This window comes from Burkholderia sp. HI2714 (genome assembly GCF_002223085.1).
GTDB classification, from domain to species: domain Bacteria; phylum Pseudomonadota; class Gammaproteobacteria; order Burkholderiales; family Burkholderiaceae; genus Burkholderia; species Burkholderia lata_D.
In genome coordinates this window covers 1-26,242 of sequence record NZ_NKFM01000068.1, presented here as the reverse complement: position 1 = coordinate 26,242, position 26,242 = coordinate 1, and the positions used below count along the sequence as shown (strand labels likewise).

Below are 26,242 nucleotides of genomic sequence, written 5' to 3'. Positions count from 1 at the left end.
GCTGCTTGTCGCGGCGGCTCGTGTTCGGCTTGCAGTACAGCGCCTCGATGCCCATGCGCTTCATCAGCGTGCCTACGTGCCGGCGTCCCACCTTGATGTCCTCGCGACGCAGCAGGCGCGCCAGCATGCGCGCTCCCGCGAACGGGAACTCAAGATGCAGCTCGTCGATGCGGCGCATCAGTTTCAGGTCCGTCTCGCTGTCCGGCCGAGGTCTATTCAAGCATCTTTGCTTCCTCCCGAAGTAATTGCCTCGTTCGGCGGACCATGTCAAGTCTCATACCGGACAGCAGAAATCGCTACGAAATTGATCCGGGAAGTTGGCAAGGATGTGGTCGCGCAAAGGGCGTCAACAGTGCCGGCCAACACTGCTTTATCGAAAGTGATAGCGATACTGTCTACGGGCGTAGTCCCAGCTGAAGACAGTGACGAACTTTGATTGTCGCTAGGTGCGAACGGCAGGCATCTCCGAATTGATGCGCCTCATATCGACCTCGTGGTTCCCCATCTTCCTCTGCTGCAAGATCTGCTGAACGCTCTCCTTCCGTCGGTCCTTCCGCGCAGACGCTGACGATATGTGGCGGGCGGGTGACAGATTCCGACCTCCGCGGAGTTGCCCTCATGATCGGTGACATTATCCGCCCCAGCGCTTTCGGCAGACTGCCAGAACAAAATAGGTCGCCCGAGCGAAATGGTGACGGTTTCCGACCCAAGGTCATTCGAAGGTGACATTTTCCGACCCGCCGCTACGGTCCCCAAAGGTGACGAATTCCGACCTACTGACTTACCACGAACGGTGACAAATTCCGACCTACTGACTCCCAGGTCTCAAAAGTGACGTTTTCCGACCTGCTCCCCCGTTCGAAAAGGTGACACGATCCGACCTGCAGGCGGAACTGATGATGACAAATTCCGACCCAGTTGGAGTCTTGAGAGGTGACATATTTCGACCTGGAGCCGAAGCTCTGCTCCTCTTTCGTACGCTGGCATTCGCGCTAACAGTGACGTTTTCCGACCCACGCCCTCGTCCGTTCTATGACCTTTTCCGACCCGCCACGCCGGTTTCTCCTACGATGAACTGCCCCGGGTCATAGGACTGCCGTCGTAGCTTGCGCCAAAGGTGACGTATTCCGACCCGGCAGTTCGATCCATCATCGACGCAGAGCATTCTGGGTCAAAGGTGAGTGAGTACTTAGTATCTCTTGGCCCGTGAGGTCGGAAAGCGTCACCTTTTGTGCCGGCAAACCCGTTTTTGCGACCAATCGGGAGTGGATTGGAGGCCCTGCAGGCGCCTTGAGGTCGGCAAATGTCACTTTTGAGCTTCGCGATGCGCGCTGGAGGTGGGTTTGTGGCGGGTTTTGTTGTATCAAAGCAACTTTCTAACGGTGCTCTTTGTAAGACAGTTTGTAGAACCGTTTGTAAAACCTTTTGTAAACGCTGTGCCACGCCCCGCACAGGCTTGCCAGTTAAGGCTTTGCGAGACGTCACAGTCGAGAAACTGTGACGTTTTCCGACCTGGAGGTGACGCAATCCGACCCTAAGTAGACACAAAGCGGGCCGGCGGTGACAAATTTCGACCGTTATCCACAACGGTGACTTGCACCCTGAGCATGTCACCTTATAATTGTGACACTTCCCGCTGAAGGTCACCTTTGTGAACAAAAAGGCAAAAAACCAGCCCGAGCCCGCTCAGGTAGAGATCGTTGAGATCGAACCTCTCCAGATCGAGCCGTTGGACGAACCTCCTCTGGACGGTGATGGCCGAGTGCGCGGCACTGTCGCCATGAGCCGAGCGTTGGTCAATGCCCAACAAGGTCTTACCCTCAACGAGAAGCGAGTCATGATGGCGGCGCTGCGGTGCATAGACAGCAAGAAGTCACCGTACTTGCACGGTAAGGGTAACGGCTATGTGAGTGTTCGTGTTCGAGCCGACGAGTTCGCCGCCCTTGCAGCACTTGCTCCACGGTCCGGCGAAAAGCAGGCAACCGCTGCGTATGAGGGGCTGAAGGAAGGCTGTGCGAGTCTTCAAAAGCGCCAATTGACGTATATGGATGGCCCGAGGAAGGTGGTACTGAATTGGGTGTGGAAGGCGGTCTACCACGAACGAGAAGGATGGGCAGAAGTTTCCTTCTCTCCGGATTTAACGCCCCATATCTTCATGTTGCAGCGGCGTTTCGTCTCGTATCAACTGGAGTTTGCCCGTGGGTTACAGTCACTTTACTCGTGGCGGCTCCTCGAACTGTTAATGCGAGAGCGGGATCGGGGCCGGCTCCTGATCACGTTGGAAGATTTCCGGCACGTGCTTGAAATTCCGGCCACGTACCGCTTTGCCGACATCAAGCGTCGCGTGATTGAAACCGCTGTGAACGAGCTGAACGCAAAGGCGGATCTTGTAATTTCTTGGACACCGGTGAAGCTCGGGCGAGCTGTGAATTCGCTCGATTTCAAGTTTATCCAGAATCCGCAAAGCCGCCTCGCGCTGGACGGCGAGTTGCCCTTTGAAGAATCAAGTGCAGCGGCAGCTGCCGGAAGCTGAAGCGCGACGGTCTCGCAGTAGTTCCGTCGCGCGACATTGCTTGTAGTACGGCACGGGATGAATGCCACCCAAGCCGTATCGCCTAACCGGCAAACATACCTGGCTATCGCACATCCCTACTTCAGTTGGTGGCCGTCTTCGGCGAGGAGCTTTTTGAAGGCCGCAACGTATGCCTCGGCTTTTTCGGCCGATCCTAGAGCGAGGTCCAGACGGAGCTTCCCGTCGCCCCATTCCTTGATCGCACCAATCTCGGCCCCGTCAACAGTTGACACCTTGTACTGTCTCGAAAGGGACTTCCGTGGGGCCCGCCCATTCTCGAGACTTTCGCGTATAGCCCTTACCTTCTGAAAGGGCAATTCCTCGTCACGAATGCGCTCGGCAAATGCCAAGGTGCGCTTCTCGTCCGATGCCTTGAGGAACAGGGTGAGCTCGTAGCTAGTTGATAGGCCGAATTGTTTGGGATGCGAACCGATCACGTCCAGGACGGACTGCGGCAGATCCAGAAGCGCGAGAATTTTGCTGACCTTAGATTTGCCCTCCTCCACTAAGACCGCCAGCTCGTCATTCGAGTTCGCATGTCCCTGATCTAGTAGCTTCTTGTACCCGAGTGCAACGTCCAAAATGGTTTCCTGCTCGCGCTCGTTGTTTGCTGCTCGCGCAAGGCGGTAGAAATCTATCGGGTCCAAGCCTTCGAGAAGCTTTACGTCCAACGTCTCGGAGCGATTCCGGAGCGCGCCAAGCTTTCGGAACTGGCCGTCGATCAAGATTGCGCGATCCGGAAAGTCGGGGTGGCGTCCGGCGAGGACAGGGACGAGTTGACCATCTCGCGCCATTGAGGCTGCGCGTGCGGCGATGAGATCTTCTTTGTAGATCGTGCGACTGTTGAGCGGGTTGTCGTCGATATGGCTTATTGGCATTGTTACGTACCGCGCCTGCACCTTCCCCGCTTGTTCCAAGTTTGCCAAAAACGCCTCTGCAGCTGATCTTGTCGGGGAAGCGACATTCTCATTGGGTTGATCCAACAGGCTGCTTCGGCCGCTCAATGCTTCATCCACGCGGTCAAACCTCGAAGGTGTCGCCGTCTCTCGCATTGTCTGGTCGCGCTTTACGCCGGCATTAAGCGCCGCAGAGAAGTCTTTCTTACTCATACTCGCACCTCGAGAACTTCGAGAATTTCGTCGACAAGATCATTCAGTTCTTTGTGGGCGGCCTTGGCCGAGCGGAGTTGAAGGACAGTAGCGCCAGATACCTCCGCTTCCTTGTACGCGGTGCGGAAGCCGAGCTTCGTTTTCAGCATGGGAAGCTCATCGTCACCGGCTGCAGCTTCAAAGATCTGCTTCACGATCGTGACGTTCTGGTTCATGTTCGCAAATGAACGAAGTTTGAGATCCGGGTTGCGGATCTGGGCTTCAATACCGAGTTTTTTTGCCTCTTGAACAGCCCAGAGATTGCCACCCGACGCTGCGATGGGAATCAGTCCCAGATCGGAAATAAGGAGGGCAACAGAGGGCGCAGCCGATTTAATGGCGGGCGGACAGTCAATGACAATAAAATCATAGTCATTCACATACTTTGCAATCTCCCGATCCGGCCGCGGACTTAGCGCCAGGTTCGAAATAGCCGCCGGGTACGGTCGATCGTCTGGGGCTGCACCGACTGAGAGCGTCGCGGTGCCCTGCTCGTCCAAGTCGACGAGCATGGTCCGGTAGCCTCGCATGCCGAACGCGCCTGCGATATTCGTCGAGGTCGTTGTTTTCCCCGACCCTCCTTTCTGGTTGAAGACGGCAATAATTTTCGCTGCCATGTGTTCTCCTTATGCACTGGAAGCTCGGGCAGGTGCAGTTTCTACGTAGAAACTGCGCGCCAAGCGGCTGTCGGGAATATTAGGATGCCACCCGAAAAACATCAAGAAAAGCTGCATATTTTTTGTCAAATTCTAGGAGCCGGAGCCACAACTCAACCAGAACGGGTGGCGTCGTGTGCTTCCCCGGGAGAGTTTCTACGTAGAAACTTGGGGCATGACCGGCATCACCATTGCCGGCTTAACGGTGCAGCGGAGGTGGCGTGAATCGAACGCCAACGGACATTTGCCAGTCTTTCGTGCGACTGCTTGAATCGTGCGCAGTTTCTCGCTCGCCCTCCTTGCGACTGCGACGGGCAGTTTCTACGTAGAAACTGCGGTTACGTTCTGTGCACTCGAAGGCAGCGTTTGACGGTCGATGTCCTGGGAGATGCGCATCGGAGAACCCTTTTTGGATGCGCAGGATACAGTCAGTCTCTATTTTGAAACTGAATGCTCCATGAAATTACAGATATCGGATCAATTTTCAACACTCGCATGGTGGGTGTGACGCGGAATATTCGCAGATCGAGTTTCTACGTAGAAACTGCGGTCAATGTCCTTGGTGGGGCCCCTCGGAGAATTCCAATTTGATGCCCAGGTCCCGTTCAGTTTCTATGTGGAAACTGAACGGGACGAGCAGTCACGGGCGCCAAGTCGACCGAGAAAGCTCGCACGCCGAGCGTGATACCGAATGCTGGCAGATCCAGTTTCTACGTAGAAACTGCGGCCTGCTTGCACGCCGGAGGCAACCACGAACCGTCACGCCAGCGCAAAGGATTGGGGAGCTTCGAGTGATACTTCGCCATTTTGAGGATTGTGGGGATCAAAAGCCTCAATTTTTTGCCTTATATACTGACTTTCCGCTATGCACCGGCAGATGGCCGCAGTGCACGCTCGGTCGCAATGTCCTAGATTACCTGGAGATCGTTGGCCTATAAGCACGGAAGTCGTAGATCATCTGGTAGTTCGATGACTCCGCCGCGCTAACCCCGACCTAATCTCTGAGAAGTCGAAAGTAGGTCGTCATCGTTATCGTTGATGGTATTTCGTCGGGCACCGTCAGACTGGCGGTCATAACAACAATGTCGGCGTCGGAGATACTTCCGATTCTGGGGCGATTGCACATCACCGACTTTGATGACCCGCGCCGCGCTACGGTGTAGCTAATCTAAGGAACGTCTCCGCCTCTCGGTATTGGCGGCCAAGCTCAGCAGTTGCGTAGATCGATGTGGTGTCGAGCGAATCGTGACCGGCAAAATTCCGCGCACTCTCGAGACTCATGCCGTTTGCCAGTGCATGCGATACAAACGTGTGTCGCAGCCAGTGCGGGCTGGCTTCGCTGAAAGCCCGCGCATGCGGCGAGTCCTCGCGCAGCGCAGCAGCAGTTGCCGTTGCAAAAAACTGTTTGATCGCCTTGTAGAGCTGCACGGGATGGATCGGCCCGGTTTGCCGCGAGCGCGCCGCGAGCTCGGGCGCTGGGTCTGTTTTGCTCGCCTTCGCCGCGCGCTGGATCTTGCCGGTCTCGGCATTCGACAGCAGCGCCGGGATCAACGGGGTGGCGGCCGGGCAGGCGAGGGGATCACGCGGCAGGCCGCGCGATTCCAGGTAATCGCCCATCAGGGTCAGCACCGCCGGGACCAGCGGGACGAAGCGTTCCTTCGCGCGTTTGCCGACCACGCGCAGCAACCGGATCGTCCCCAACTCGGGGCCGGCGTAGCGCTCCTGCACGTCGTCCGTGAAGGCTCCGCACAACTCGGCGCGCCGCAGCCCGGTGCTGTACGCAAAGCCCAGCACGAAGCGCATGCGTGTCGCGGCGGCCGTGTCCGGCATCGCGTCGAGGACGCGCATCGCGAAGCGCCAAGCGTCGGCGGTCAAGCCGCGCTCAATCCGCAGACGCGACTTCACGGCCACGCGCCTTTCGTTGCCGGCGGCGTCGTGCGTCGACCCGGTGAACACACGAACCTTCGCGAACGCGTTGTGATCCAGGTACTGCGCGTCGACCAGCTCACCGAAGAACTTCTTCAACGCGGACAGCGCGTCCTGCCGGCTCTTGACCGATAGCGACCCGCGGAACGGCCGCCAGCCAAGATCGCCGCGATGCGCGGTGCCGGTCATGACCCATTGGCTGGCCGGCTGCGGGTCGATGAGGAAGCCGTTGATGTAGTCGCGTGCATCGTCGGTGTCGAGGCTCGAGAGCGCCTTGCGTTTCACGAAGATCGCCCAGAGCAGCAGCCGTTCGGCTTCGGTGCGGTAGCGTTGCCGGGTGTTCGGATTCTCGTAGTCGGCGAGCCAGAAGTCGATCGCCTCGCGGTCGTTGTTCGCGCGGCTGTTGTTCTTGACCAGATTGCGATGCGCGCCGCGCGATCCGTCCAGTTCGGGCGGCAGCAAGAAACGCTCGAGCGGCACGATCGCGGTGACCGGGCCGGCTGCGGCGAGCGGCGGGCCCGGTAGCGTGCGCTCGGACGGGTGGACTTGCACGCCGGCGGCCAGCTGCAGGCCCGCGACGTCCCCGTAGTGGGCGAGCCACGCGGTAATGCGCCGGGCGCCGATCTCGCCGAGGCGCGGCACGCGTCGATACCAGCGGTAGCCGACCGCGTTGATGGTCTCGACCAGCTTGCCGATCGTGGTGAGCCCGACGTCGGCCAGGCGCAGCGCGACGGCGGTGTCGAACCAGCCGAGCACGTGGTGCTCGGGGCGCGGATCCTCGACCACCAGACGTGCGAGCGCCTCGAGCGCCGCCATCTGCCGCGCGCGCAGGCGGGCGTTGCGCCGCTGGCGGCGCAGGGTCGCGCCGGCGTCGCGATCCGCGCCCACGTGCCGGGCGGCGAACAGGTCGAGCAGCTCCTTTTCCGTATAGAAGCCGTCCGGGTCGTGCTCGGCCGCGAAATCCTCCAGCGACGGCGCGGCGGGCGCCCCGGCGTCGGACGCCGGCGTCGCGGCAAGCGCGGCCGGCCGGATCGCCAGCAGTCGGGCGGTCGCGAAGTCCTGGCGCTTGCGCGCCGCGGCGACGAATGCCGTGACCAGCCAGGTGCGGGTCGCGGCGGCCTTGCGCGCGTCGCGGCCGAACTCGAGGTACTGGTCGGCCAGCTCGGCGAGATCCAGCCCTTCCAGATAGCCGCGGAAGAAGGCGAGGTGCTGCAGACCGATCCGGCGCTCCGCGGCGGCGTCGCGGTGTGCTGCGCGCGAGCGCGCCTTGCGCTTTGTTGCTGGCGACGTCGGCCGGCGGGGGGCGGCCGGCAATTCGCGAAACTCGACATCGAGCACGTCAGGGTCGTCGGCGATCGGCATGGGCGATGGGGAGAGGGATACGAAAACCGTGTTGTTCGATACAGTCCCGCGCGTCGACCGGCGGCCGGGATCCGACGGTGGCGGAGCGGTGGCGTCACGCCGTTTGCCGGCGACCGGCCGCCGCGCCTTGCCGGCCAAGGCACGAGCGGGAATGCGCTCGTAAACGGGGTATTTTGGCCAATAAAGTGAAGGGTAACATAGTAAGGACTATGTTACCCTTCATTTCGGGACATCGCGCCGAAGCTCTACGCTCGGGGCGCCCACACAACTAATTTTGTTACTACCGGTCATCGGTAGGGCGCGGAGCTGCCGTGGGTAGTCTTTCGGCTGCAAATGCGTGGCAAAGGCTGTTGGGTGGAGGAGTGGTTTTCTTCCGTGACGGTACGGGAACCTTGACCTGCCCCCTACAAACAGGGCCAGCCGGAGTCTAGTAAAGTTCGTTTTCGGAGAAGAAGACGAACATGAAGAAGCGCTTTACGGAACAGCAAATCATCGGGTTTCTGAAGGAAGCCGAGGCCGGCATGCCGGTCAAGGAACTGTGCAGGAAGCACGGGTTCAGTGACGCGTCGTTCTACACGTGGCGCGCAAAGTTCGGCGGCATGGAAGTCTCGGAAGCCCGCCGGCTCAAGGACCTCGAGGTGGAGAATGCCCGGCTGAAGAAACTGCTGGCCGAAGCAATGCTCGATATGGAAGCGTTGAAGGTCGTCGTCAAGGGAAAGGAGTTAATGTCAAGTCTGGTGTATGCGCGGGCAGAGCATGATCAAGCGGCAAGCGGTTGCTGAGCCGGTGCGCTTTCGATCACCGGAACGCCATCCTCGAAGGGAACGCCCTTCAGAAGCTGTTCGATTCTTTCGGCGCCGCGAATGCGACGCCATGACTGCTCGGCCGATTCAACAAGCTTGAACGCCATGCCGAGGAACGTCGCGCGCGAAAGGCAATTGCGCGCGCGGCTCGTGCGATGGCGCACGGTGGCGAACGTCGACTCAATCGGATTGGTTGTTCTCAGGTGCTGCCAGTGCTCTGCCGGGAAGTCGTAGAACGCAAGCAGTTCGTTGCGATCCTTGGTGAGCTTCTCGACGGCCTTCGGGTACTTGGCGCCATACGTCGCGATGAATCGCTCGAAGGCGACGAGTGCCTCGGCACGAGTGGCGGCATTCCAGATTTGCGCCAGGTCTGTTTTCGCGCGGCCATGCTGGGCCTTCGGCAAGGCGTTGAGCACGTTGCCGATCTTGTGGAACCAGCAGCGTTGTTGCTTGGTCTGCGGGAACACTTCTTCGAGCGCGGCCCACAAGCCCATCGCGCCGTCACCCGCTGCCAGCAGCGGGCCGGCCTGCAAGCCACGCGCCTTCAGATCGAGCAGCAGCTCCCGCCACGATGCCTTCGATTCCCGATAGCCGTCGGCGATGGCCACGCGCTCCTTGCTGCCGTCCGGTTTCACGCCGATGATCACCAGCAGGCATTGGCCGTCGCTGTCCTCGCTACGCGCGCCGGTATGAATGCCGTCGGCCCACCAATAGACCCAGCGCGCGTGCTTCAGATCGCGCTTGTTCCACTGCTCAAACTCCTCGGCCCATTGCGCCTTCAGCCGCACCACGACGTTCGGCGAGAGCCCCTTGGCGTCTTCACCTACCAGCACGCTCAATGCTGAGGCCAGCCGGAAAAAATGGAAGCCAACGTTTCGTACAATCGAGAAACGGAGGCATGAATGAATCGAATTCCAAGAGCGGTCTATACGTAAGCGGCTCGGGGCGGCCGTTCGCCCGCGGGGCCTGATCGAATGTATCGTAGTTCCCACTAAATTTTTTAGTGGGAACCAAAGTGGACGAGATACCGGACGCCAAATGCGTGAAGTCGAGCAAACGACCGAACTTCGCGGACGAATTCAAGCGAGCGTTGGTCGAGCAGACGTTCGAGCCAGGCGCATCGGTGTCGCTGGTTGCCCGGCGTAACGATGTCAACGCCAACTTGCTCTTCCGATGGCGTCGCCAATATCTTGAGGGCGCATTTGGTCCGCCGTGCCCTGAACATGTAGTCCAGAAACCGACCGACGGTATTCCGACGTTGTTGCCGGTGAGTATCGTCGACGAGACCTTGGTCACGGCCTCTGCGAAGACGACCTCGGAAACCGTGCCATTGGCAGAAGGTGTTTGCGAGATCGAGTTTGAACGGGCACGGGTTCGTCTGCGCGGTGATGTATCGCCGGCAACGCTGAAGCTGCTTATTCGCGAGCTATCACGATGATCGGCTTTCCAGCGGGTACGCGCATCTGGCTTGCAGCGGGCGTGACCGACATGCGCTGTGGGTTCCAGGGGCTGGCCGCGAAGGTGCAGACAGCGCTCGAAGAGAATCCGCTGGGCGGCAACGTCTTTATCTTCCGCGGTCGCCGCGGCGATCTCGTGAAGCTGCTTTGGGCGACCGACGACGGGTTCTGGTTGCTCGCGAAACGATTGGAGCGAGGCCGTTTTATCTGGCCGCAGGCCGACGGCGGAAAGATCCATCTGACGAGCGCCCAGCTGTCGATGCTGCTCGAGGGCATCGATTGGCGGCAGCCACGCCGCACCGCCGCGCTGTCGATGTTGTAAACCGCATCGAAGGCTCGTAAACTGCGACGCATGTCCAAAGATGCGTCGCTTCCCACCACCGTCGCTGAACTCCAGGCCCTGGTGCTCGCGCAGCAGGCGTCGCTGCTTGAACAGCAAGCATCGATCGCAAACATGGTGCGGGAGATCGCTGCCCGCGACGACGAAATCGAACGCCTGAAGGCGCAAATCGACAAGCTCAGGCGAATGTACTTCGGGAGCAAGTCCGAGAAACTGGCCCGGCAGATTGATAAACTCGAGGCGCAGCTGGAAGACCTGACGGCCGGCCAGGGGGCAGCCGAGACGCGAGGGCACCGAGACAAGACGTCGAAGGCACCACCCGATCGAGCGCCCACGCGAGAGCCGCTGCCGCCGCACTTGCCGCGTGACGAAATCGAACTCACGCCGGATCCGGCTTGCCCCAAGTGCGCGACGACGATGCAGCGACTTGGCGAGGATGTATCCGAGCAGCTCGCCCGCGTGGCGGCCGCGTTCAAAGTGATCCGCACGATCCGCCACAAGCTGTGCTGTCCTGATTGCGGTCACATCGAACAGCCCGCGATGCCCAGCCTGCCGATCGAGCACAGCATCGCCCATCCGAGCCTGCTGGCCGATATTGCAGTATCGAAGTACGCCGATCACCAGCCGCTGTACCGCCAATCGGAGATCGCGGCACGCGACGGCGTGACGCTGGATCGTGCCAGCATGGGCCGCTGGATCGGGCAGATCGCCGAGCTCTGCGGGCCGCTTGTTGAAGCGATCCAGCGCTACGCGTTGGTCCCCGGAAAGGTGCACGTTGACGACACACCGGTCGCGGTGCTCGCGCCAGGCAACGGCAAGACGGCGACCGGCCGATTCTGGGTCTACGTGCGCGACGATCACCGCTCGGGCTCGACTGACCCGGCTGCGGTATGGTTCGACTTCTCGTCGGATCGCAAAGGAGTCCACCCTCAAACCCGGCTCGCCGCATTCCACGGAATCCTGCAGGCCGATGCTTACGCCGGGTTCGATCAGTTGTACGCGAGCGGCGAAATCCAGGAAGCGGCATGCTGGGATCACGCGAGGCGGTACATATACGATGTTCACGCGCGCACGCCGACACCGGATACCCAGCAACTGCTCGAGATGATCGGCGAGCTTTACAGCATCGAAGCCGACATCCGCGGCAGGGCGCCTGACGAGCGTTTGCGCGTGAGGCAGGAAAAGACCAAGCCGTTGCTCGCGAAGTTCGAAGCGACGATCAGGGCGAAACTCACGACGCTGTCGACGAAGTCCGCGCTCGCCAAAGCGATCAACTACTCGCTGAACCACTGGGCGGCGCTCGTGCTCTACTGCGAGGACGGTCGTGCCGAGATCAGCAACGTGCTTGCCGAAAACGCCCTGCGCTGTGTCGCGCTCGGACGCAAAAACTATCTGTTCGTCGGCTCCGACAGCGGGGGCGAGCGGGCTGCTGCGATGTATAGTTTGATCGGGACGTGCAAGCTCAACGGAATCAACCCGCGCGCCTACCTGGAATACGTCCTGACCCATATCGCGGACCACAAGATCTCCCGCATCGACGACTTGCTGCCCTGGAACGTCGCAGACAAACTGAAGCCGGCCACTCCCCCTACACCCTCAACCGCGTGATCGTCAGGGGACTCCTCCACGCCATCACCATCATGCCTCACGCGCGCGCGAATGGGGGACTGGCCCAGCCGAGCCGCTTACGCACCAGTTGCAGCCGGTTCATCTGTGCACGGTACGAGGCAGCGTGGCGCGCGGTGTCGCGCCCTATGTCAGCCTTTACGGCGCGAGGTACAGCAATGAGGTCATGCAGCGCACGTCCGGGCTCAACGGTGAAAAAATCCGCGTCTATCCGAATCCCGCCGACATGCGTGAGGCATGGGCCTACCTGCCCAACGGAGCCGAGCTCGGCCGCCTTGCCGTCCTGGAGGGCTGGCGCTATAGCCGGCACACCATGCGGCTGCGCAAACATATCCTGCGACAGCGCCGACTGGGCAAGTGCGTATTTCGGCGAACGTGATCAGCGATTTCGGTTGAACGTGATCAGTGGTTCCGATTGATGGTGATCGGTTGTTTCGGTCGAAGGTGATCGCTGATCACCGGTTTCCGAAACGAGCGATCATCCTGCCGAAATGGGTGATCACGTTCCCGGAATGAGTGATCAGCGAACCGAAACAGCTGATCACGCGACCGAAACGGGATAGCCGTTCCGGCTCGGCGGTGGTGTTGCGCATGTGATTTACGACGGGCGTTAGCCTTGTCTCTTTTTAGGGGACAGGTTGATGCCGGCACATCGGATGAGCATGCGCAAACTGAAGGAAGTACTGCGGCTGAAGTGGGCGTGCGGCCTGTCGCACCGCCAGATCAGCCGCGCGATCGGCATCAGCGTCGGCGCCATCTCGGCATACGCCGCGCGCGCCAGCGCGGCGGGGCTCGACTGGGCTGCTGTCGAACCGCTGGCCGACGACGAGCTCGAGATCAGGTTGGACCTGCCGGAGGAAACCGCGGTCCCGACCCGGCGGGTCGAACCGGATTACGCGGCGATGCACCGCGACCTGCGCCGCAAGGGCGTGACGCTGCAACTGCTCTGGGAGGAGTACGTCGAGGCTCACCCAGGCCAACGCACCTATCGCTATACGCAGTTCTGCCAGCGGTACAAGGACTGGGCTGCGGCGCTGAAGCGCTCGATGCGCCAGCAACACCGCGCCGGCGAGAAGCTGTTCGCCGACTTCGCCGGGCAAACCGTGCCGATCCTCGGCCGCGACGGCGGCGTCGCGTTCAAGGCCCACGTGTTCGTGGCCGTTCTCGGCGCCTCGAACTATACCTATGCATGTGCGACGCGTTCCGAGGCCATGCCCGACTGGATCGGCAGCCTGATCGACGCGTTGGAATTCTACGGCGGCGTTCCCGAGCTGCTGGTGCCCGACAACCCCAAGGCATTGATCGCCAAGGCCGATCGGTACGAACCGGTGCTGGGCAACACCACGCAGGACTTCGTGAACCACTACGCGACCGCCATGTTGCCGGCGCGGCCGCGCAAGCCGCAGGACAAGGCGAAGGTCGAGGTCGGCGTACAGATCGTCGAGCGCTGGATCCTCGCACGGCTGCGCAACCACCGCTTTTACAGCCTGGCCGAGCTGAACAAGGCGATCGGAAAACTGATCGCCGACCTGAACCAACGACCGTTCAAGAAGCTCGACGGCAACCGTCGCGAATGGTTCGAGCGACTCGATCAGCCGGCGCTGCGCCCGTTGCCGGCACGCCGCTACGAGATTGCGACCTTCGTGAAGTGCCGCGTCAACATCGACTACCACGTCGAAGTCGATCACCACTATTACAGCGTCCCGCACGCCCTCGTGCGCCAGGAAGTCTATGCTCGCGTGACGCGCCATGGGGTCGAGATCCTGCACCGCGGCAAGCGCGTCGCCGCCCACGCCCGCAGCCGACTCCGGAACAAGCATACGACGTTGCCCGACCACATGCCGGCGGCACACCGCGCCCACATGGAATGGACACCCGGGAGATTACTGAACTGGGGCGCCTCCGTCGGTCCCGGCGCCGAAGCGATCGTCAAACACCTGTTGACCAACCGGCCGCACCCCGAGATGGGGTACCGCGCGTGCCTCGGATTGCTGTCGCTCTCGCGCAAGTACGGCAAGGAACGGCTGGAAGCAGCCTGCCAGCGGGCGCTCGTGATCGGTTCACCGACTCGCCGCTCCGTTCTGTCGATCCTCGAGTCCGGCCTGGACCGCCAGCCGATGCTCCCGATTCCGCTCACCGAATGGCATTCGCCCGATCACGAGAACGTGCGCGGGCCCGACTATTACCACTGACCCAAGGAGGTCGCGATGTTGATGCAGCAAACCTTAACCCAGCTCAAGTCCCTGAAGCTTGACGGCATGGCCCGCGCGTTCGAGGAGCAAGCGGCGTTGACCGCCAGCACCAGCCTGTCGTTCGAAGAGCGCTTCGGTATGGTCGTCGAACGCGAGCTCGCCTGGCGCGATACTCGGCGGCTCGAACGGCTGCTGAAGTCTGCGAAACTCAAGAATCCTCAGGCCTGCATCGAGGACATCGAATACCGGCAGAGCCGCGGCATCGACAAGAGCGTCGTCGCCGCACTTGCTGGTTGCGACTGGATCCGCAATGCGCAGAATCTCATCCTGACGGGGCCGACCGGCGCTGGGAAAACGTGGATCGCTTGTGCGTTCGGGCAGCAGGCCTGCCGACAAGGCTTCTCCGTGCTGTACGTCCGCGTTGCCCGGCTGTTCGAGGAATTGAAGATCGCCCACGGCGACGGCAGCTTCACACGGCGGCTCGCGCAGCTCGCCAAGATGGACGTCCTGCTGCTCGACGACTGGGGGCTGCAGGATCTCGATCAGGGTGCCCGAAACGATCTGCTCGAAGTGCTCGACGATCGCGTTGGCACGCGCTCCACGATCATTACCAGCCAACTGCCATTGGAACACTGGCACGCCTGGCTGCAGGATCCGACGCTCGCCGACGCGATCCTCGACCGGCTCGTCCATCAGGCCCACAAGCTACCGTTGAAGGGCGAGTCGATGCGAAAGACCAACGCCAAGCAGTCCTCCGCATCCTGATCGTGATCACCTTCGCTATAATCCATTGACCGCGCAACACCACCTTCCAAACTGATCACGTTCGCCGAAACGGCTGATCACCATCACCGAAATCCGCAGGCAAGCTCAGGTTTGCCGGCGAGCAGGATCCGGTGCATGTGTTTTCCGAAGCCCAGCGGCGAATCAGGAAACACCGTCGCAAACAGGCCACGGCCGTTATGCAACTTGCGCAGGACGCACCTTCCGGCGGACCAGACGCTGCGCCGGCAGCGGCGTCCCAGCCGCCGGCCACACCCACGCGCCAACGACAGGCAGATGCGGTGGTGGTGCCCGTTGATCTTGGCGATCTGAAGGTGCAAAACCGCTGACAGGGAGAACCTGCATGTCCAACGACATTCACCGACCGGCGGCCCTCGACGAACATCCGCTGCGCCGGCGCATCTACAGGGTTCCCACGCCGTCCATTGCCGCCTTTCGCACGCTCATCGATGAATGCCTGTTTCTCTATATCACCGGGGCACTGATACACGGTCGCCCCCGGATCGGAAAGAGTTACGCCATCGAGTTCCTGCGCCGGGATCTCGAACTCCGGCACCCTAAGATCTCCGTCTACACGATGCGTTGCGCCCGCTCGCAAACGGCATCAGAGAACAATTTCTTTTCAGCGCTGCTGCACACCGTCAAGCATCCTGCGCAAAGCGGCGCCTCCAAAGCGGCACTGCGCGGCCGCCTGCTGCACAAGCTGCGACAGGTGGCCGACAACAAGGGCGATGATCGTGTCGTTCTATTCGCCGACGAAGCGCAGAACCTGCGCGAAATCGAATATGAATGGCTGCGTGACCTGCACGACGAGATGGAGAACAACGCGTTGCGCCTGTTCACCTTTCTGGTCGGACAACCGCAACTGCTCGCCCAGAAATCGGTTTTCCAGTCGCAGGACAAGGAACAGATTGTCGCGCGATTCATGGTCGAGGAGCTCACGTTTCGGGGGATTGTCTCCGCTGCCGAATGCGCGGCCGTGCTCTCAGCCTATGACAACGGCGAATATCCCGCGAACTCGGGCTGGAACTACGTGCGATTCTTCGTGCCAAAGGCGTACGCTGCGGGCCTGCGTATCGCGGAATCCGCCGCCCGGCTATGGGATGCGTTCGAGGACGCCCACATCAAGGCGAACCTGGACGGCCCGGCGGAGATCCCGATGAAATACTTCACAGCCGCGGTCGAAGCCGCATTGCTGCTCAGTTCAGCCCGCGACAGCGAAACGTTGAAGTTCGACGGCCTGTTCTGGAGTGAGATGGTCGAACGTAGTCGCTATGTGGTGGCGCAAAAGGCGGGCCGCCCCATGTTGTCCGCGATCACGCGGCGCTGAGCAGCGCGCCCCGTCATGAATATCAGCCGCGCTGCCGCACCGCCGGACTGGAACGGCCACTGCTGGCCGTCGCTGGTGTTGCCGACGCGCACCACCCCGGCGCGCTACACGACCCGCCCCGAGTGGAGCAGCGACGGCGAGTCAATGTGGATGCGGCTGTCGAAATTCTCGCTGTTCAACCGGCTGTCGCTGCACGCTCTGGTCGGCCTCGTGACCGTACGATCCGACGAAGCATGTTCTACCGGCGTGGACCTTCGGCGAGCCGATCCATTTGTGCCCTCCCGGCTCTCCAGCATCCTTGAGATTCCGGAAGCTTCAGCACTCGACGGATTCTGTCTTTTCACGGGCCACCCGGCACTGACATGGGCGACCACCGAATTGCGCTATTGTCCCGCGTGCCTCGATCTGGGTTTCCACGCGGCGTGGTTTCAGTGGCGATTTGTCGAACGATGTCCTGTGCATCGATGTCGTTTGCGGCGCGGCTGCCGGCAATGCGCTGCGGTCATCCCGTATGCTCTCAACAGCAGTATGGCGACGCACCCGTTGTCGTGCGTTCACTGCCGCACGTCATGGGTGCCGGTGTTGGATCGGCCCGCCGGACGTTGTGTGCCGATTACCGGCCGCGCGGCCCGGATCCTCAGACGCTGGCAGGTCCATGTCGCTGACACGATGATGCCCGTCGCGATCACGCCGTCCCAGCCACGTGATCAGGTAACGGGCAGGTTCGTCTCTCCGCCGGCGGCGGGAATCGAAATCCGGATGGCATGCCGGGCCCGGCATATCCGGCTCTTGAACCGACTTTACGAGGTACCTCCTCCGTCACCGATGGAACTGCTGAAGCGACCTTCCAGCGAAGTCGCCATAACGTGGGGAAATCAGGTTCTTTCGTTGCCAGACGAAGATAGGCAAACCGGCACGATGCCCTATGCCCGTGACGACTGGCCACATTTCGGCAACGATTTTCTGGCGTACGAACAGGTTATGAAGCATGTTGGGCACGCACTCTTTGGTGATACCCGAGGAATTCTCCCCGTACGTATGCCCGGGGCAAATCGCTGCGATGAAGTTGTCATCCACACTCAGGACATGGACGCAGATCATGCCACTGCACTGGGCTGGTCAATCAGCTGGTACGGTTTCTCCCGAATATACTCACCAGTCGACGCGCCTTCGATGCCAGCCGTTGGCCTGACCGGGTGGCTGGCCCACGCACCACACCGTCCCGTTCATGTTCCAACTGATCGTTGGCGGGACCAGATGTTCGTCTGGCTATCGGAAGACCTGGCGAGATCAGCCTGGGCATGGTCACGCATCGTGATGTTCATGCGCGCCCGTGGAAAATATCTGTTTCATGCGCAACTTGTGCGGCCCTCTGAGCTGGCGGGGCTGCACCAGCATTTTCAGGGCGGTGCACAGCCTTTTCCGCTCAGCGAAATATCGAAAAATAAGTTGTAGTGAGATAATTAATATTATCGAATCACTGACATCATGATCCGTAAGCTCACTTCATGAAAACGCGTCTGACCGAGGGCTGCGTCGATCGGGGTTTCCCCGATGCCGACTCGCTTGCCGCACTGCGCGGATGGTATGCGGGCCTGTCCTCGCGCGCCGCGGTGGCCCGCTACCTGTCCGGACGCAGGACAGCCGGTGAATCCTCGCGCGGTCTCATCGGGAATATCCGTCGGCAACTGGTTGCCTTTGCACACAGCCGCCATAGGCCTGATCTGGCCGCCGTATTCGAACACACGATGGCGGAACGACACGACCGTGCGGGTGCGGTCGAGCGGGCAATCAGGACGCTGCAATCCCTGCCTGCACCGCAGCCGCAGGTCACCGACGACGTCGCGCTGTGGCTCGCGCCGCGCACGGTCAACGCGCTGCATGCTCACGGAATCCGCACGCTCGCGGACCTGACCGTACGCATTCCGCGCCGGCGTCAATGGTGGACTAGGATCAAGGGGCTCGGGGCGGCTGGCGCGCAAGCCATCGAAGCCTTTTTTGCCGCGCGCCCTGCCTTGACCGAACGTGCTCGCGCGTTGATTACGATTGCCCAGCCAGCCGGTATCGTGCCGTGGGAACGGTTGCGCCTCCCGCACGAGGTCAACGGCTCGCAGGGCACGCACAGGGCGCCGCGCGATGCGTGCACACTCAACGCAACAAACGACTACGAAGCGGTGCAGGCCTGGCTCGCGCTGCACGAGACGGCGACGACGCAACGCGCCTATCGCAAGGAGGCGGAGCGGCTGATCCTCTGGGCCATCGTCGAGCGTGGCCGCGCGCTGTCGTCGCTCACGACCGACGATGCGATCGCGTACCGCGCCTTCGTGCGGCGTCCCATACCGCGCGAGCGCTGGGTGGGTCCGCCGCGACCACGCGACTCGGTTGAATGGCGCCCCTTCACGGGCGGCCTGTCGGCACGCTCGACCGCCTACGCGTTGACGGTCCTCTCGGCGCTGTTGCGCTGGCTCATCGAGCAGCGCTACGTGCTGGCCAACCCGTTCGCCGGCGTCAAGGTGCGCGGCCACGCGATGCGCCCGGCGCTCGATACCGCGCGCGGCTTCTCCGAAGGCGAGTGGCTGCTGCTGCGGGCCGTCGCGGACGGTCTAGAATGGTCGTATGGCTGGTCCGGGCCGGCCGCGCAGCGGCTGCGCTTCCTGCTGGACTTCGGCTACGCGACGGGCCTGCGCGCAAGCGAGCTCGTCGGTGCCGTGTTGCGCGACATTCGCCCCGGCGAACGCGGCGAACCGTGGCTCCATCTCATTGGCAAAGGCGGCAAGCCCGGCAGGGTGGCGCTGCCACCGCTGGCCACCAGTGCGCTCGACCAGTATCTGCTCGAGCGGCGCCTGCCGCTCACGCGGGAACGCTGGAACCCGACCACGCCGATCCTCGCCAGTCTCGGCGATGACGGGAGCGTCGGCATTACCGGCGCGCACCTGTGGCGCGTGATGCGTCGGTTCTTCCTGAAGGCCGCCGATGTACTGAACGATGATCATCCGGACCTCACGGAAAAGTTGCGCCGCGCCAGCCCCCACTGGATGCGGCACACGCATGCGAGTCATGCCCTCGCACATGGCGCGGAGCTCACCAGCGTGCGCGATAACCTGCGCCACGCGTCGATCGCGACGACCTCGATGTACCTGCACGGTGACGACCTCAAGCGCGACCGGCAGATCGCCGAGGCATTCCGTTCACGCGGTGCGCCGCAGCGGCCCGGCTGATGAGGATTTCCGCTCTCCTGGTGACACCTCCCTCGACCATCATGCCTTCGAACGAAACGGATCGTCTTGCGCCCAACATCACGCCGGCAGGCCATCTTCTCGCCGTGCCGCAACCCGATGCTCCCTCACTGTCGGATGACCTCGCACTCGGCGACGCCTTCCACGCTGGCGCAGGCCACGGCCTACTTTACCTCGGCAGCACCGCAATCGGACGCGCACTGCCGCCCGCGTGGGCATGGTGGCGCGACTTTGCCGTGCGTTACGTCACCGCGTTATGCACGACGGCCGAAGATGGGCACATGGCAGTCGCCACGCCAGACACCACGGCCCTCGGGAGGCTGATCGACGATGCGCCCCCCATGACGGGCGTCGAATATCTCACGCCGGAAGTGCTCGCGACAATGTGGGGGGAGATCGACACCGCCCTGCGGCAGGAGATGGGCGAGACTGGGAGCTCGCTTCAGGCCTTTCTCAAGTCACGTCACCCCACCTGGAATTTGGTGGGGCGCGTCTACTTCAACCTTGCCGAGAATCGAAAGGACCCCGACGCTCCCTTTGCCTTTCTGGCGACCTATACTGCGCGCCTCTCCGCGCATGGCAAGACCCAGCATCAGCCCCTGTCGCGCTCACTCGAGGAATTCGCCGGCGCGCGCAACAAGGCGCAGCTCCTGTCGCTGCTAGTTCCCGTTCAGCGGGCAGCCGAGCGCTGCGACTGGGTGCGCTCCATGCTCGAATCGCGCGAGATCTATCATCCGCTGCGCTGGACCCCGGCCGATGCCTGGCACCTGCTCAACGATTTGCCGGCGCTCGAGGCCGCGGGCATCATCGTCCGGCTGCCCGGTACTTGGACGACGGGCCGTCCCGCCCGGCCGAGCGTCACGGCCAGTGTCGGCACGAAACCGCCGTCGCTCGTCGGCAAGGATGCGTTGCTCGATTTCAACCTGACAGTCTCGCTCGAGGGCGAACCGTTAAGCCCTGCCGAAGTCCGAAGTCTGCTCAAGGGCGCCGACGGCCTGCAGTGGATCCGTGGCCGCTGGATCGAGGTCAATACCCAAAAGCTTGGCCGCCTGCTGCAACGCTTCGAAGACCTCGAACACGCCGCGCAATCGGGGCTGCCGCTCAACGACGCGCTGCGCCTGCTGGCTGGCATGTCGGGCGATGATGCTGAAGCGCCTGAAGAACGCGACTGGGCGCAGGTCGTGGCCGGCCCCTGGCTGGCCGAGACTCTTCAGAACCTGCGCGAGCCGCAAGGCCTGGCGCGCGTCGAACCCGGCCCCGGGTTGCGCGCGCAGCTTCGTCCGTACCAGCACGCGGGCGTGCAGTGGCTCTACCTGCTCAGCCGGCTTGAGCTGGGCGCGTGCCTGGCCGATGACATGGGGCTCGGCAAAACGATCCAGATTCTCGCGCTGCTCCTGATCCTCAAGCGCGAACAGCCCGATCCACGTCCCAGCCTGCTCGTGGCGCCCGCATCCCTGCTGGCCAACTGGGCTGCGGAAGCGGAGCGCTTTACGCCCGGTTTGCGCGTGCTTGTTGCCCACCCGTCCGTCACGCCCGCCGAGGAACTTCACGACCTTGATGACGTCCGGCTTGCACACACGGACCTTGTCATCACCAGTTTCGGCGCGCTGCTTCGTCAACCGGCGCTGGCGACGATCCGCTGGCGCCTCGCGATCGTCGACGAAGCGCAAGCGATCAAGAACCCCGGCACCAGACAGACCCAGCAGGTCAAGAAGCTTCAGGCGCAGGCGCGCATCGCACTGACGGGCACCCCGGTGGAAAACCGTCTGGCGGACCTGTGGTCCCTCTTCGATTTCACGCATCCGGGATTGTTGGGCTCGGCGAAGGATTTTGCCGGATTCAGCAAGCGTCTTGCGAAAGCCGGGCACTTCGGTCCGCTTCGTTCGCTCGTGCGACCGTATATTCTGCGCCGCCTGAAGACGGACAAACACGTCATCGCCGATCTTCCGGAAAAAACCGAGCTCAAAGCCTGGTGTCACCTGAGCCCCGTTCAGGCCGCGCTGTACGAGCGCGCGGTCAAGGACCTTGCCGCCGCGCTCGACGGCGCACAAGGCATCGAGCGCAAAGGGATCGTGTTGAGCTACTTGATGCGCTTCAAGCAAATATGCAACCATCCGTCCCAGTGGCTCGGCGACGCGGCATGGAAGCCCGAAGCCAGCGGCAAATTTGCGCGCCTACGAGAGCTAGTCGAGGTGATTGCCGCGAAACAGGAGAAAGTGCTGATCTTCACGCAGTTTCGCGAAACCACCGAGCCCCTGGCAGCGTTTCTCGGATCGCTGTTCGGCCGCGAGGGATTGATTCTGCATGGTGGCACTCCGGTCGGAAAACGACGCGAGCTGGTCAAGCAATTTCAGGAAGACGAATTGACGCCCTTCTTTGTGCTGTCGCTCAAGGCGGGCGGAGCGGGGTTGAATCTCACGGCCGCTTCTCACGTGATTCATTTCGATCGCTGGTGGAATCCGGCCGTGGAAAATCAGGCGACGGACCGGGCCTTTCGGATCGGCCAACGTAAGAACGTGCTGGTACACAAGTTCGTGTGCCGGGGCACGGTCGAGGACCGCATCGACCAACTGATCGAAACCAAGCAACAGCTGGTGAAGGACGTGCTCGAAGGGGGCACGGAGCTGCTGCTAACCGAGATGAGCGATCGCGAGTTGCTCGATCTCGTCAAGCTCGATATCCATTGCGCGCAGGAAAACTGACCACGGAAAGGGAATGTGATGGGCTACTACGGTGGATGGAAACCTTATGTTTCGGTGGCTGAACGCCGGAGAAAAGCCGAACAGCTGGTCGCCAAGGCGATCAAGGCCGGCAAGACGCTGTCGCCCATCCCGCCGTATGGCGGCGCCATCGCGAAAACCTTCTGGGGCAAAGCGTGGTGCGATAACCTGGAGCGCTACAGCGACTACGACAACCGCTTGCCGCGCGGGCGCACCTACGTGCGCAACGGTTCGGTGATCGATCTGCAAATCACGGCGGGCAAAATTCACGCGCAGGTCATGGGATCGAGCCTCTACACCATCAAGATCGACGTCGCGGCGTGTGGCAATCAACACTGGCGTGCGTTGAGCACCGAATGTGCGTCATCGATCGATTCGATGGTCGAACTGCTGCAAGGCAAGCTGTCGAGCGCCGTGATGGAGCGGATCTGCAAGCCGGGCACGGGACTCTTTCCGTCACCGAAGGATATCCAGTTCGGTTGCAGTTGCCTGGACTGGGCGTCGATGTGTAAGCATGTCGCCGCGGTGCTGTATGGTATCGGCGCCCGGCTCGACCAGCAGCCCGAGCTGCTTTTCACGCTCCGGGGCGTAGATCCCGCCGAGCTCGTCAACAGCACAGGTGCCGGGTTGTCCGGAACGAGAAGCGCGCCGGCGTCGGGCAAGGTCCTCGACCACGCGGCCTTGGGCGACGTATTCGGCATCGAGATCGACACCGAGTCGCTCCAGGCACCACCTGCCGCCCGCAAACGGGCAGGCAAGCAATCAGCCCCGCGAACGAGCCCGGTTCCCACATCATCGCCCCCATCGAAACCGATCGCGAGTGCGAAATCGACCTCGAAAGGCAAAGCGGCGGCGCCCAGAGCAGCGGCCAAGTCCGTCGTTCCGGCAAAGCCCACTGGCAAGGCACGCGTGGACACGTCGAAGGTGACCCGTTCGACCGCCTCGCAACAATCGCCCGCCCGTTCGCGGGCGACGCCGACATCCCGGCAAAAATCCAAAACGTCCAAATGAGCGCGACGTCATGGTTGCCGTCAAATACGATGATCTCTCCGCGGCCTTTGACTTCGTCAGCTATGGCGCGCCGATGGAGCACCACGCGTATATCTCGCTCGAGACGGGCCAGGTCTGGTGGACTTCTGATTCCAGCGACGCGTTCGACGAAGACCTTCCTGAGGATATCGAAACTTCAAATCACTACCTCGCGATACCGCATAAGAACGAGCTCGATCTTGGCAGAAGTCTCGTCCTGCGCTTTACCGCGGAGCAATTGCCTGCGCGTTTCGATCAGGTCGAAGGATTTTTCCGACGGCAAGGGGCTTACGCGTGCTTCAAGGATTTACTCGAGCACAAAGGCGTTCTGGAGCGCTGGTATGCGTTTGAGGCCAACTCGGTTGAAAAAGCACTGAGGCAATGGTGCGCCGACAACGGCCTCGATATTCTTGACTGAGACGCCAACATGAATCAGAGAACAACCCGGCTCTCGCCCGATGATGGCCTGTTCAGGCTGGCTGAAACCGACTCGTCCTGGATCTGGGTGCATACATGTCCGACGCCGCGATGCCCGTGCCGCAGCGCGCTGGTGCTAGCAACGCACGAAGGACGAGAAACGCTCGAAGCGCGAGGCGTGCCCGTCTGGCAGGCATGGATGGCCGAGGATAAGCAATATCGCGAGGTGGCCCGGACATGCGCGGATCTCATCGTGTTTGGCCTGGATATCGACACCGCGCAAGCGCTGCAACCGCACAGCGACGAACGACTGGATCTGGCGCAGCATCCCGAGGTCGCCGCCATTGTGGGCCACATCGACGGTGAACTGCTCGATGCCATCGGACGCCTCTGGTATCGCGGCAAGGGCCTGTCCGACCCTGTCGAGGCAGCGCTCACCGCCCCCGGAAAGATTCACGGTTGGCAACGCGGAGAGCAACTGGCCTGGCACGAGGTGTACGAGGATGTCAGGCAAGACCTATACGTGCTCGATGATCATGTCTACGAGGTCTGGGATTTCCATGAGTTAATGTCAAGTCTGGTGTATGCGCGGGCAGAGCATGATCAAGCGGCAAGCGGTTGCTGAGCCGGTGCGCTTTCGATCACCGGAACGCCATCCTCGAAGGGAACGCCCTTCAGAAGCTGTTCGATTCTTTCGGCGCCGCGAATGCGACGCCATGACTGCTCGGCCGATTCAACAAGCTTGAACGCCATGCCGAGGAACGTCGCGCGCGAAAGGCAATTGCGCGCGCGGCTCGTGCGATGGCGCACGGTGGCGAACGTCGACTCAATCGGATTGGTTGTTCTCAGGTGCTGCCAGTGCTCTGCCGGGAAGTCGTAGAACGCAAGCAGTTCGTTGCGATCCTTGGTGAGCTTCTCGACGGCCTTCGGGTACTTGGCGCCATACGTCGCGATGAATCGCTCGAAGGCGACGAGTGCCTCGGCACGAGTGGCGGCATTCCAGATTTGCGCCAGGTCTGTTTTCGCGCGGCCATGCTGGGCCTTCGGCAAGGCGTTGAGCACGTTGCCGATCTTGTGGAACCAGCAGCGTTGTTGCTTGGTCTGCGGGAACACTTCTTCGAGCGCGGCCCACAAGCCCATCGCGCCGTCACCCGCTGCCAGCAGCGGGCCGGCCTGCAAGCCACGCGCCTTCAGATCGAGCAGCAGCTCCCGCCACGATGCCTTCGATTCCCGATAGCCGTCGGCGATGGCCACGCGCTCCTTGCTGCCGTCCGGTTTCACGCCGATGATCACCAGCAGGCATTGGCCGTCGCTGTCCTCGCTACGCGCGCCGGTATGAATGCCGTCGGCCCACCAATAGACCCAGCGCGCGTGCTTCAGATCGCGCTTGTTCCACTGCTCAAACTCCTCGGCCCATTGCGCCTTCAGCCGCACCACGACGTTCGGCGAGAGCCCCTTGGCGTCTTCACCTACCAGCACGCTCAATGCCTCGCTCATATCGCCTGTCGAGACGCCGCGCAGATAGAGCCACGGCAGCGCGGCCGACACCCGCGGCGAGCGCCGCACATACGGCGGCACGAGGCTCGAATTGAACTTCACGCCCGAGCCCGAGCGGTCGCGCACTTTCGGCACTTGAACTGGCACCGGGCCGATGGCCGTGACAATCTCGCGCTCGGGCAAGTAGCCGTTACGCACGACTGCACGCCGACCCTCCAGCGTCTTCACGTTCGAATACCGTTCGAGCAATGCCGCCAATTCCGCCTCGATCGCCTGTTGAATGATTTTCCGTGCGCCTTGCTGGATCAGATCGTCCAGGCCCCGCGGCCCCTTCATTTCCGTTGCTGCTGCTTGACGGTTGTTCTCTTCCTGCGTACGTTTCGCCATGGTGGTGGAGTTCGGTTGCTGGTTTGTTACCCTGAGAAAGCAACATTCTCAGCCAACCGCCACCGCCTTCCTCATATTCCCCGCCCGCCGCTGTACACCAGTTCCGAGATTAGCTCGATTTCCATTGCCCGAATCCCACTTGCGACTGCGCGGAAGTGAACCTGCACTTCGAGCCGGTCCTTCCCGGAGAAACGTCCTCGCCGGGGCACGTCAATGTTCATCTGGGCGGCAACATCCGCATCGAGCCTGAGACGGTTCGCGACCGCGCGCGTCTCGAGCAACTGTGGGCCGCGTTCTGTCAGCGACATCCACGATACCTCAAGCCTCTCTCGCATCGCGATACGCTCATCAAGGCGATGGGCAAACGTCTCGTGGCGCCCACCAAGGCCGAACCGGAGGTGGGCAGAAATGATCCCTGCCCATGTGGATCGGGAAAGAAGCACAAGAAGTGTTGTGGCGCGTGACCGACGAAAACAGCGAATCCCAGCCGCGATCACTAATCCGAATAGTTGCATTTTTACTTCAATCGACCGAAAACCCTTGCCACATAAGGCTCATTCATCCGGTTTTCGTCGCTTGATCGTGAAAGTCTCAACTTTAGTAGAAATTCGTATCAACTTTTCTTCGTTTGACAACATGAACATGCACGCGATTTCGATCACCGAAACCACGGTGTCCGACGCGTCGGGCCTGCCCGCCGTGCTGGCGATCGATGCGCCCGTCGACTGCGTGATTGCCGACGGCGCGTACTACAGCATCGC

21 protein-coding genes and 3 pseudogenes are annotated in these 26,242 nt (G+C 61.7%); 16 read left to right on the top strand and 8 right to left on the bottom strand.

What is annotated here, in order from left to right; all coding sequences use genetic code 11:
• Positions 1–211, bottom strand: a pseudogene (locus CFB82_RS38925) (IS3 family transposase); the annotation flags it as partial.
• 1,440 nt (positions 212–1,651) lie between these two features.
• Between CFB82_RS38925 and CFB82_RS38915 the strand changes: the two are divergent.
• Positions 1,652–2,533, top strand: a complete 882-nt coding sequence (locus CFB82_RS38915) for a replication initiation protein (protein WP_089487578.1) — start codon at positions 1,652–1,654, stop codon at positions 2,531–2,533.
• Between the two features lie 116 nt (positions 2,534–2,649).
• On the opposite strand, the gene CFB82_RS38910 is transcribed toward CFB82_RS38915, so the two are convergent.
• The 3 genes from CFB82_RS38910 to CFB82_RS38900 all read right to left on the bottom strand — a co-directional run bounded on the left by CFB82_RS38910 (position 2,650) and on the right by CFB82_RS38900 (position 7,664).
• Positions 2,650–3,681: a ParB/RepB/Spo0J family partition protein gene (locus tag CFB82_RS38910; RefSeq protein ID WP_089487577.1), complete on the bottom strand. Its 1,032-nt coding sequence runs from the start codon at positions 3,679–3,681 to the stop codon at positions 2,650–2,652.
• Positions 3,678–4,337, bottom strand: a complete 660-nt coding sequence (locus tag CFB82_RS38905) for an AAA family ATPase (RefSeq protein ID WP_089487576.1) — start codon at positions 4,335–4,337, stop codon at positions 3,678–3,680. The genes CFB82_RS38910 and CFB82_RS38905 overlap by 4 nt, the downstream gene beginning before the upstream one ends.
• Before the next feature lie 1,191 nt (positions 4,338–5,528).
• The gene (locus CFB82_RS38900) at positions 5,529–7,664 is read right to left on the bottom strand and encodes a phage integrase family protein (RefSeq protein ID WP_089487575.1); all 2,136 of its coding nucleotides are present in this window, start codon (positions 7,662–7,664) and stop codon (positions 5,529–5,531) included.
• A gap of 461 nt (positions 7,665–8,125) precedes the next feature.
• On the opposite strand from CFB82_RS38900, the pseudogene CFB82_RS38895 reads away from it, so the two are divergent.
• Positions 8,126–8,389 (top strand): annotated as a pseudogene (locus CFB82_RS38895) (transposase); the annotation flags it as partial.
• Between the two features lie 35 nt (positions 8,390–8,424).
• On the opposite strand, the pseudogene CFB82_RS38890 reads toward CFB82_RS38895, so the two are convergent.
• A pseudogene (locus CFB82_RS38890) lies at positions 8,425–9,318 on the bottom strand (IS256 family transposase); the annotation flags it as partial.
• A 191-nt stretch (positions 9,319–9,509) separates the two neighbouring features.
• On the opposite strand from CFB82_RS38890, the gene tnpA reads away from it, so the two are divergent.
• From tnpA to CFB82_RS42725, 4 genes are all read left to right on the top strand, one after another.
• Positions 9,510–9,905 carry an IS66-like element accessory protein TnpA gene (gene tnpA / locus CFB82_RS44715; protein ID WP_441300178.1) on the top strand — a complete coding sequence of 132 codons (396 nt, stop codon included), beginning with the start codon at positions 9,510–9,512 and terminating at the stop codon, positions 9,903–9,905.
• Positions 9,902–10,246 (top strand): IS66 family insertion sequence element accessory protein TnpB, encoded by a 345-nt coding sequence (tnpB, locus tag CFB82_RS38880; RefSeq protein WP_089487573.1) that lies wholly within the window; start codon positions 9,902–9,904, stop codon positions 10,244–10,246. The genes tnpA and tnpB overlap by 4 nt, the downstream gene beginning before the upstream one ends.
• A gap of 30 nt (positions 10,247–10,276) precedes the next feature.
• Positions 10,277–11,872 (top strand): IS66 family transposase, encoded by a 1,596-nt coding sequence (tnpC, locus tag CFB82_RS38875; RefSeq protein WP_089487572.1) that lies wholly within the window; start codon positions 10,277–10,279, stop codon positions 11,870–11,872.
• A 124-nt stretch (positions 11,873–11,996) separates the two neighbouring features.
• The gene (locus tag CFB82_RS42725) at positions 11,997–12,269 is read left to right on the top strand and encodes a hypothetical protein (protein ID WP_143751042.1); all 273 of its coding nucleotides are present in this window, start codon (positions 11,997–11,999) and stop codon (positions 12,267–12,269) included.
• Between the two features lie 76 nt (positions 12,270–12,345).
• Here the strand turns inward: CFB82_RS42725 and CFB82_RS43565 are convergent, their stop codons facing one another.
• Positions 12,346–12,483, bottom strand: a complete 138-nt coding sequence (locus tag CFB82_RS43565; protein ID WP_179255518.1) for a hypothetical protein — start codon at positions 12,481–12,483, stop codon at positions 12,346–12,348.
• Positions 12,484–12,531: 48 nt separating this feature from the next.
• Here CFB82_RS43565 and istA point away from each other — a divergent pair, with 48 nt between their 5' ends.
• The 9 genes from istA to CFB82_RS38825 all read left to right on the top strand — a co-directional run bounded on the left by istA (position 12,532) and on the right by CFB82_RS38825 (position 24,222).
• Positions 12,532–14,082 (top strand): IS21 family transposase, encoded by a 1,551-nt coding sequence (gene istA / locus CFB82_RS38865; protein WP_089487570.1) that lies wholly within the window; start codon positions 12,532–12,534, stop codon positions 14,080–14,082.
• A 15-nt stretch (positions 14,083–14,097) separates the two neighbouring features.
• Positions 14,098–14,847, top strand: a complete 750-nt coding sequence (istB, locus tag CFB82_RS38860) for an IS21-like element ISBmu3 family helper ATPase IstB (protein WP_089487569.1) — start codon at positions 14,098–14,100, stop codon at positions 14,845–14,847.
• Between the two features lie 361 nt (positions 14,848–15,208).
• A complete protein-coding gene (locus tag CFB82_RS38855) occupies positions 15,209–16,195 on the top strand; it encodes an ATP-binding protein (RefSeq protein ID WP_089487568.1) in 987 nt (328 codons plus the stop codon).
• Between the two features lie 15 nt (positions 16,196–16,210).
• Positions 16,211–17,650 (top strand): hypothetical protein, encoded by a 1,440-nt coding sequence (locus CFB82_RS42720; RefSeq protein WP_143751041.1) that lies wholly within the window; start codon positions 16,211–16,213, stop codon positions 17,648–17,650.
• A 53-nt stretch (positions 17,651–17,703) separates the two neighbouring features.
• Complete coding sequence (locus tag CFB82_RS38845; protein ID WP_089487566.1) at positions 17,704–19,413, top strand: phage integrase family protein; 1,710 nt, start codon at positions 17,704–17,706, stop codon at positions 19,411–19,413.
• A 41-nt stretch (positions 19,414–19,454) separates the two neighbouring features.
• Entirely contained in the window at positions 19,455–22,133 is a 2,679-nt protein-coding gene (locus CFB82_RS38840) for a DEAD/DEAH box helicase (RefSeq protein ID WP_089487565.1), read from the top strand.
• A gap of 18 nt (positions 22,134–22,151) precedes the next feature.
• Positions 22,152–23,162 (top strand): SWIM zinc finger family protein, encoded by a 1,011-nt coding sequence (locus tag CFB82_RS38835; protein ID WP_089487564.1) that lies wholly within the window; start codon positions 22,152–22,154, stop codon positions 23,160–23,162.
• A gap of 10 nt (positions 23,163–23,172) precedes the next feature.
• Positions 23,173–23,598 carry a hypothetical protein gene (locus CFB82_RS38830; protein WP_089487563.1) on the top strand — a complete coding sequence of 142 codons (426 nt, stop codon included), beginning with the start codon at positions 23,173–23,175 and terminating at the stop codon, positions 23,596–23,598.
• A 9-nt stretch (positions 23,599–23,607) separates the two neighbouring features.
• Complete coding sequence (locus tag CFB82_RS38825; RefSeq protein WP_143751040.1) at positions 23,608–24,222, top strand: hypothetical protein; 615 nt, start codon at positions 23,608–23,610, stop codon at positions 24,220–24,222.
• Here the strand turns inward: CFB82_RS38825 and CFB82_RS38820 are convergent.
• Together CFB82_RS38820 and CFB82_RS43560 are read right to left on the bottom strand one after the other, a co-directional pair.
• On the bottom strand, positions 24,201–25,481 hold the full coding sequence (locus tag CFB82_RS38820; protein ID WP_143751039.1) for an IS256 family transposase: 1,281 nt from the start codon (positions 25,479–25,481) through the stop codon (positions 24,201–24,203). The two genes, CFB82_RS38825 and CFB82_RS38820, sit on opposite strands and share 22 nt — an antisense overlap.
• Before the next feature lie 71 nt (positions 25,482–25,552).
• Positions 25,553–25,789, bottom strand: a complete 237-nt coding sequence (locus tag CFB82_RS43560) for a hypothetical protein (protein WP_179255517.1) — start codon at positions 25,787–25,789, stop codon at positions 25,553–25,555.
• Between the two features lie 48 nt (positions 25,790–25,837).
• Here CFB82_RS43560 and CFB82_RS38810 point away from each other — a divergent pair, with 48 nt between their 5' ends.
• Positions 25,838–25,945 (top strand): SEC-C metal-binding domain-containing protein, encoded by a 108-nt coding sequence (locus CFB82_RS38810; protein ID WP_373558918.1) that lies wholly within the window; start codon positions 25,838–25,840, stop codon positions 25,943–25,945.
• Positions 25,946–26,242: the final 297 nt, after the last annotated feature.

What these genes read in the sequence shown, in the direction of transcription:
- CFB82_RS38905 (WP_089487576.1), bottom strand. Translation starts at nt 4,337, where the DNA reads ATGGCAGCGAAAATTATTGCCGTCTTCAACCAGAAAGGAGGGTCGGGG.
- CFB82_RS38835 (WP_089487564.1), top strand. Translation starts at nt 22,152, where the DNA reads ATGGGCTACTACGGTGGATGGAAACCTTATGTTTCGGTGGCTGAACGC.
- CFB82_RS43560 (WP_179255517.1), bottom strand. Translation starts at nt 25,789, where the DNA reads ATGTCGCTGACAGAACGCGGCCCACAGTTGCTCGAGACGCGCGCGGTC.
- CFB82_RS38840 (WP_089487565.1), top strand. Translation starts at nt 19,455, where the DNA reads ATGCCTTCGAACGAAACGGATCGTCTTGCGCCCAACATCACGCCGGCA.
- CFB82_RS38825 (WP_143751040.1), top strand. Translation starts at nt 23,608, where the DNA reads ATGAATCAGAGAACAACCCGGCTCTCGCCCGATGATGGCCTGTTCAGG.
- tnpC (WP_089487572.1), top strand. Translation starts at nt 10,277, where the DNA reads ATGTCCAAAGATGCGTCGCTTCCCACCACCGTCGCTGAACTCCAGGCC.
- CFB82_RS38810 (WP_373558918.1), top strand. Translation starts at nt 25,838, where the DNA reads ATGGGCAAACGTCTCGTGGCGCCCACCAAGGCCGAACCGGAGGTGGGC.
- CFB82_RS38855 (WP_089487568.1), top strand. Translation starts at nt 15,209, where the DNA reads ATGTCCAACGACATTCACCGACCGGCGGCCCTCGACGAACATCCGCTG.
- istA (WP_089487570.1), top strand. Translation starts at nt 12,532, where the DNA reads ATGCCGGCACATCGGATGAGCATGCGCAAACTGAAGGAAGTACTGCGG.
- CFB82_RS42720 (WP_143751041.1), top strand. Translation starts at nt 16,211, where the DNA reads ATGAATATCAGCCGCGCTGCCGCACCGCCGGACTGGAACGGCCACTGC.
- CFB82_RS38900 (WP_089487575.1), bottom strand. Translation starts at nt 7,664, where the DNA reads ATGCCGATCGCCGACGACCCTGACGTGCTCGATGTCGAGTTTCGCGAA.
- istB (WP_089487569.1), top strand. Translation starts at nt 14,098, where the DNA reads ATGTTGATGCAGCAAACCTTAACCCAGCTCAAGTCCCTGAAGCTTGAC.
- CFB82_RS38820 (WP_143751039.1), bottom strand. Translation starts at nt 25,481, where the DNA reads ATGGCGAAACGTACGCAGGAAGAGAACAACCGTCAAGCAGCAGCAACG.
- CFB82_RS38910 (WP_089487577.1), bottom strand. Translation starts at nt 3,681, where the DNA reads ATGAGTAAGAAAGACTTCTCTGCGGCGCTTAATGCCGGCGTAAAGCGC.
- tnpB (WP_089487573.1), top strand. Translation starts at nt 9,902, where the DNA reads ATGATCGGCTTTCCAGCGGGTACGCGCATCTGGCTTGCAGCGGGCGTG.
- CFB82_RS43565 (WP_179255518.1), bottom strand. Translation starts at nt 12,483, where the DNA reads ATGCGCAACACCACCGCCGAGCCGGAACGGCTATCCCGTTTCGGTCGC.
- CFB82_RS38830 (WP_089487563.1), top strand. Translation starts at nt 23,173, where the DNA reads ATGGTTGCCGTCAAATACGATGATCTCTCCGCGGCCTTTGACTTCGTC.
- CFB82_RS38845 (WP_089487566.1), top strand. Translation starts at nt 17,704, where the DNA reads ATGAAAACGCGTCTGACCGAGGGCTGCGTCGATCGGGGTTTCCCCGAT.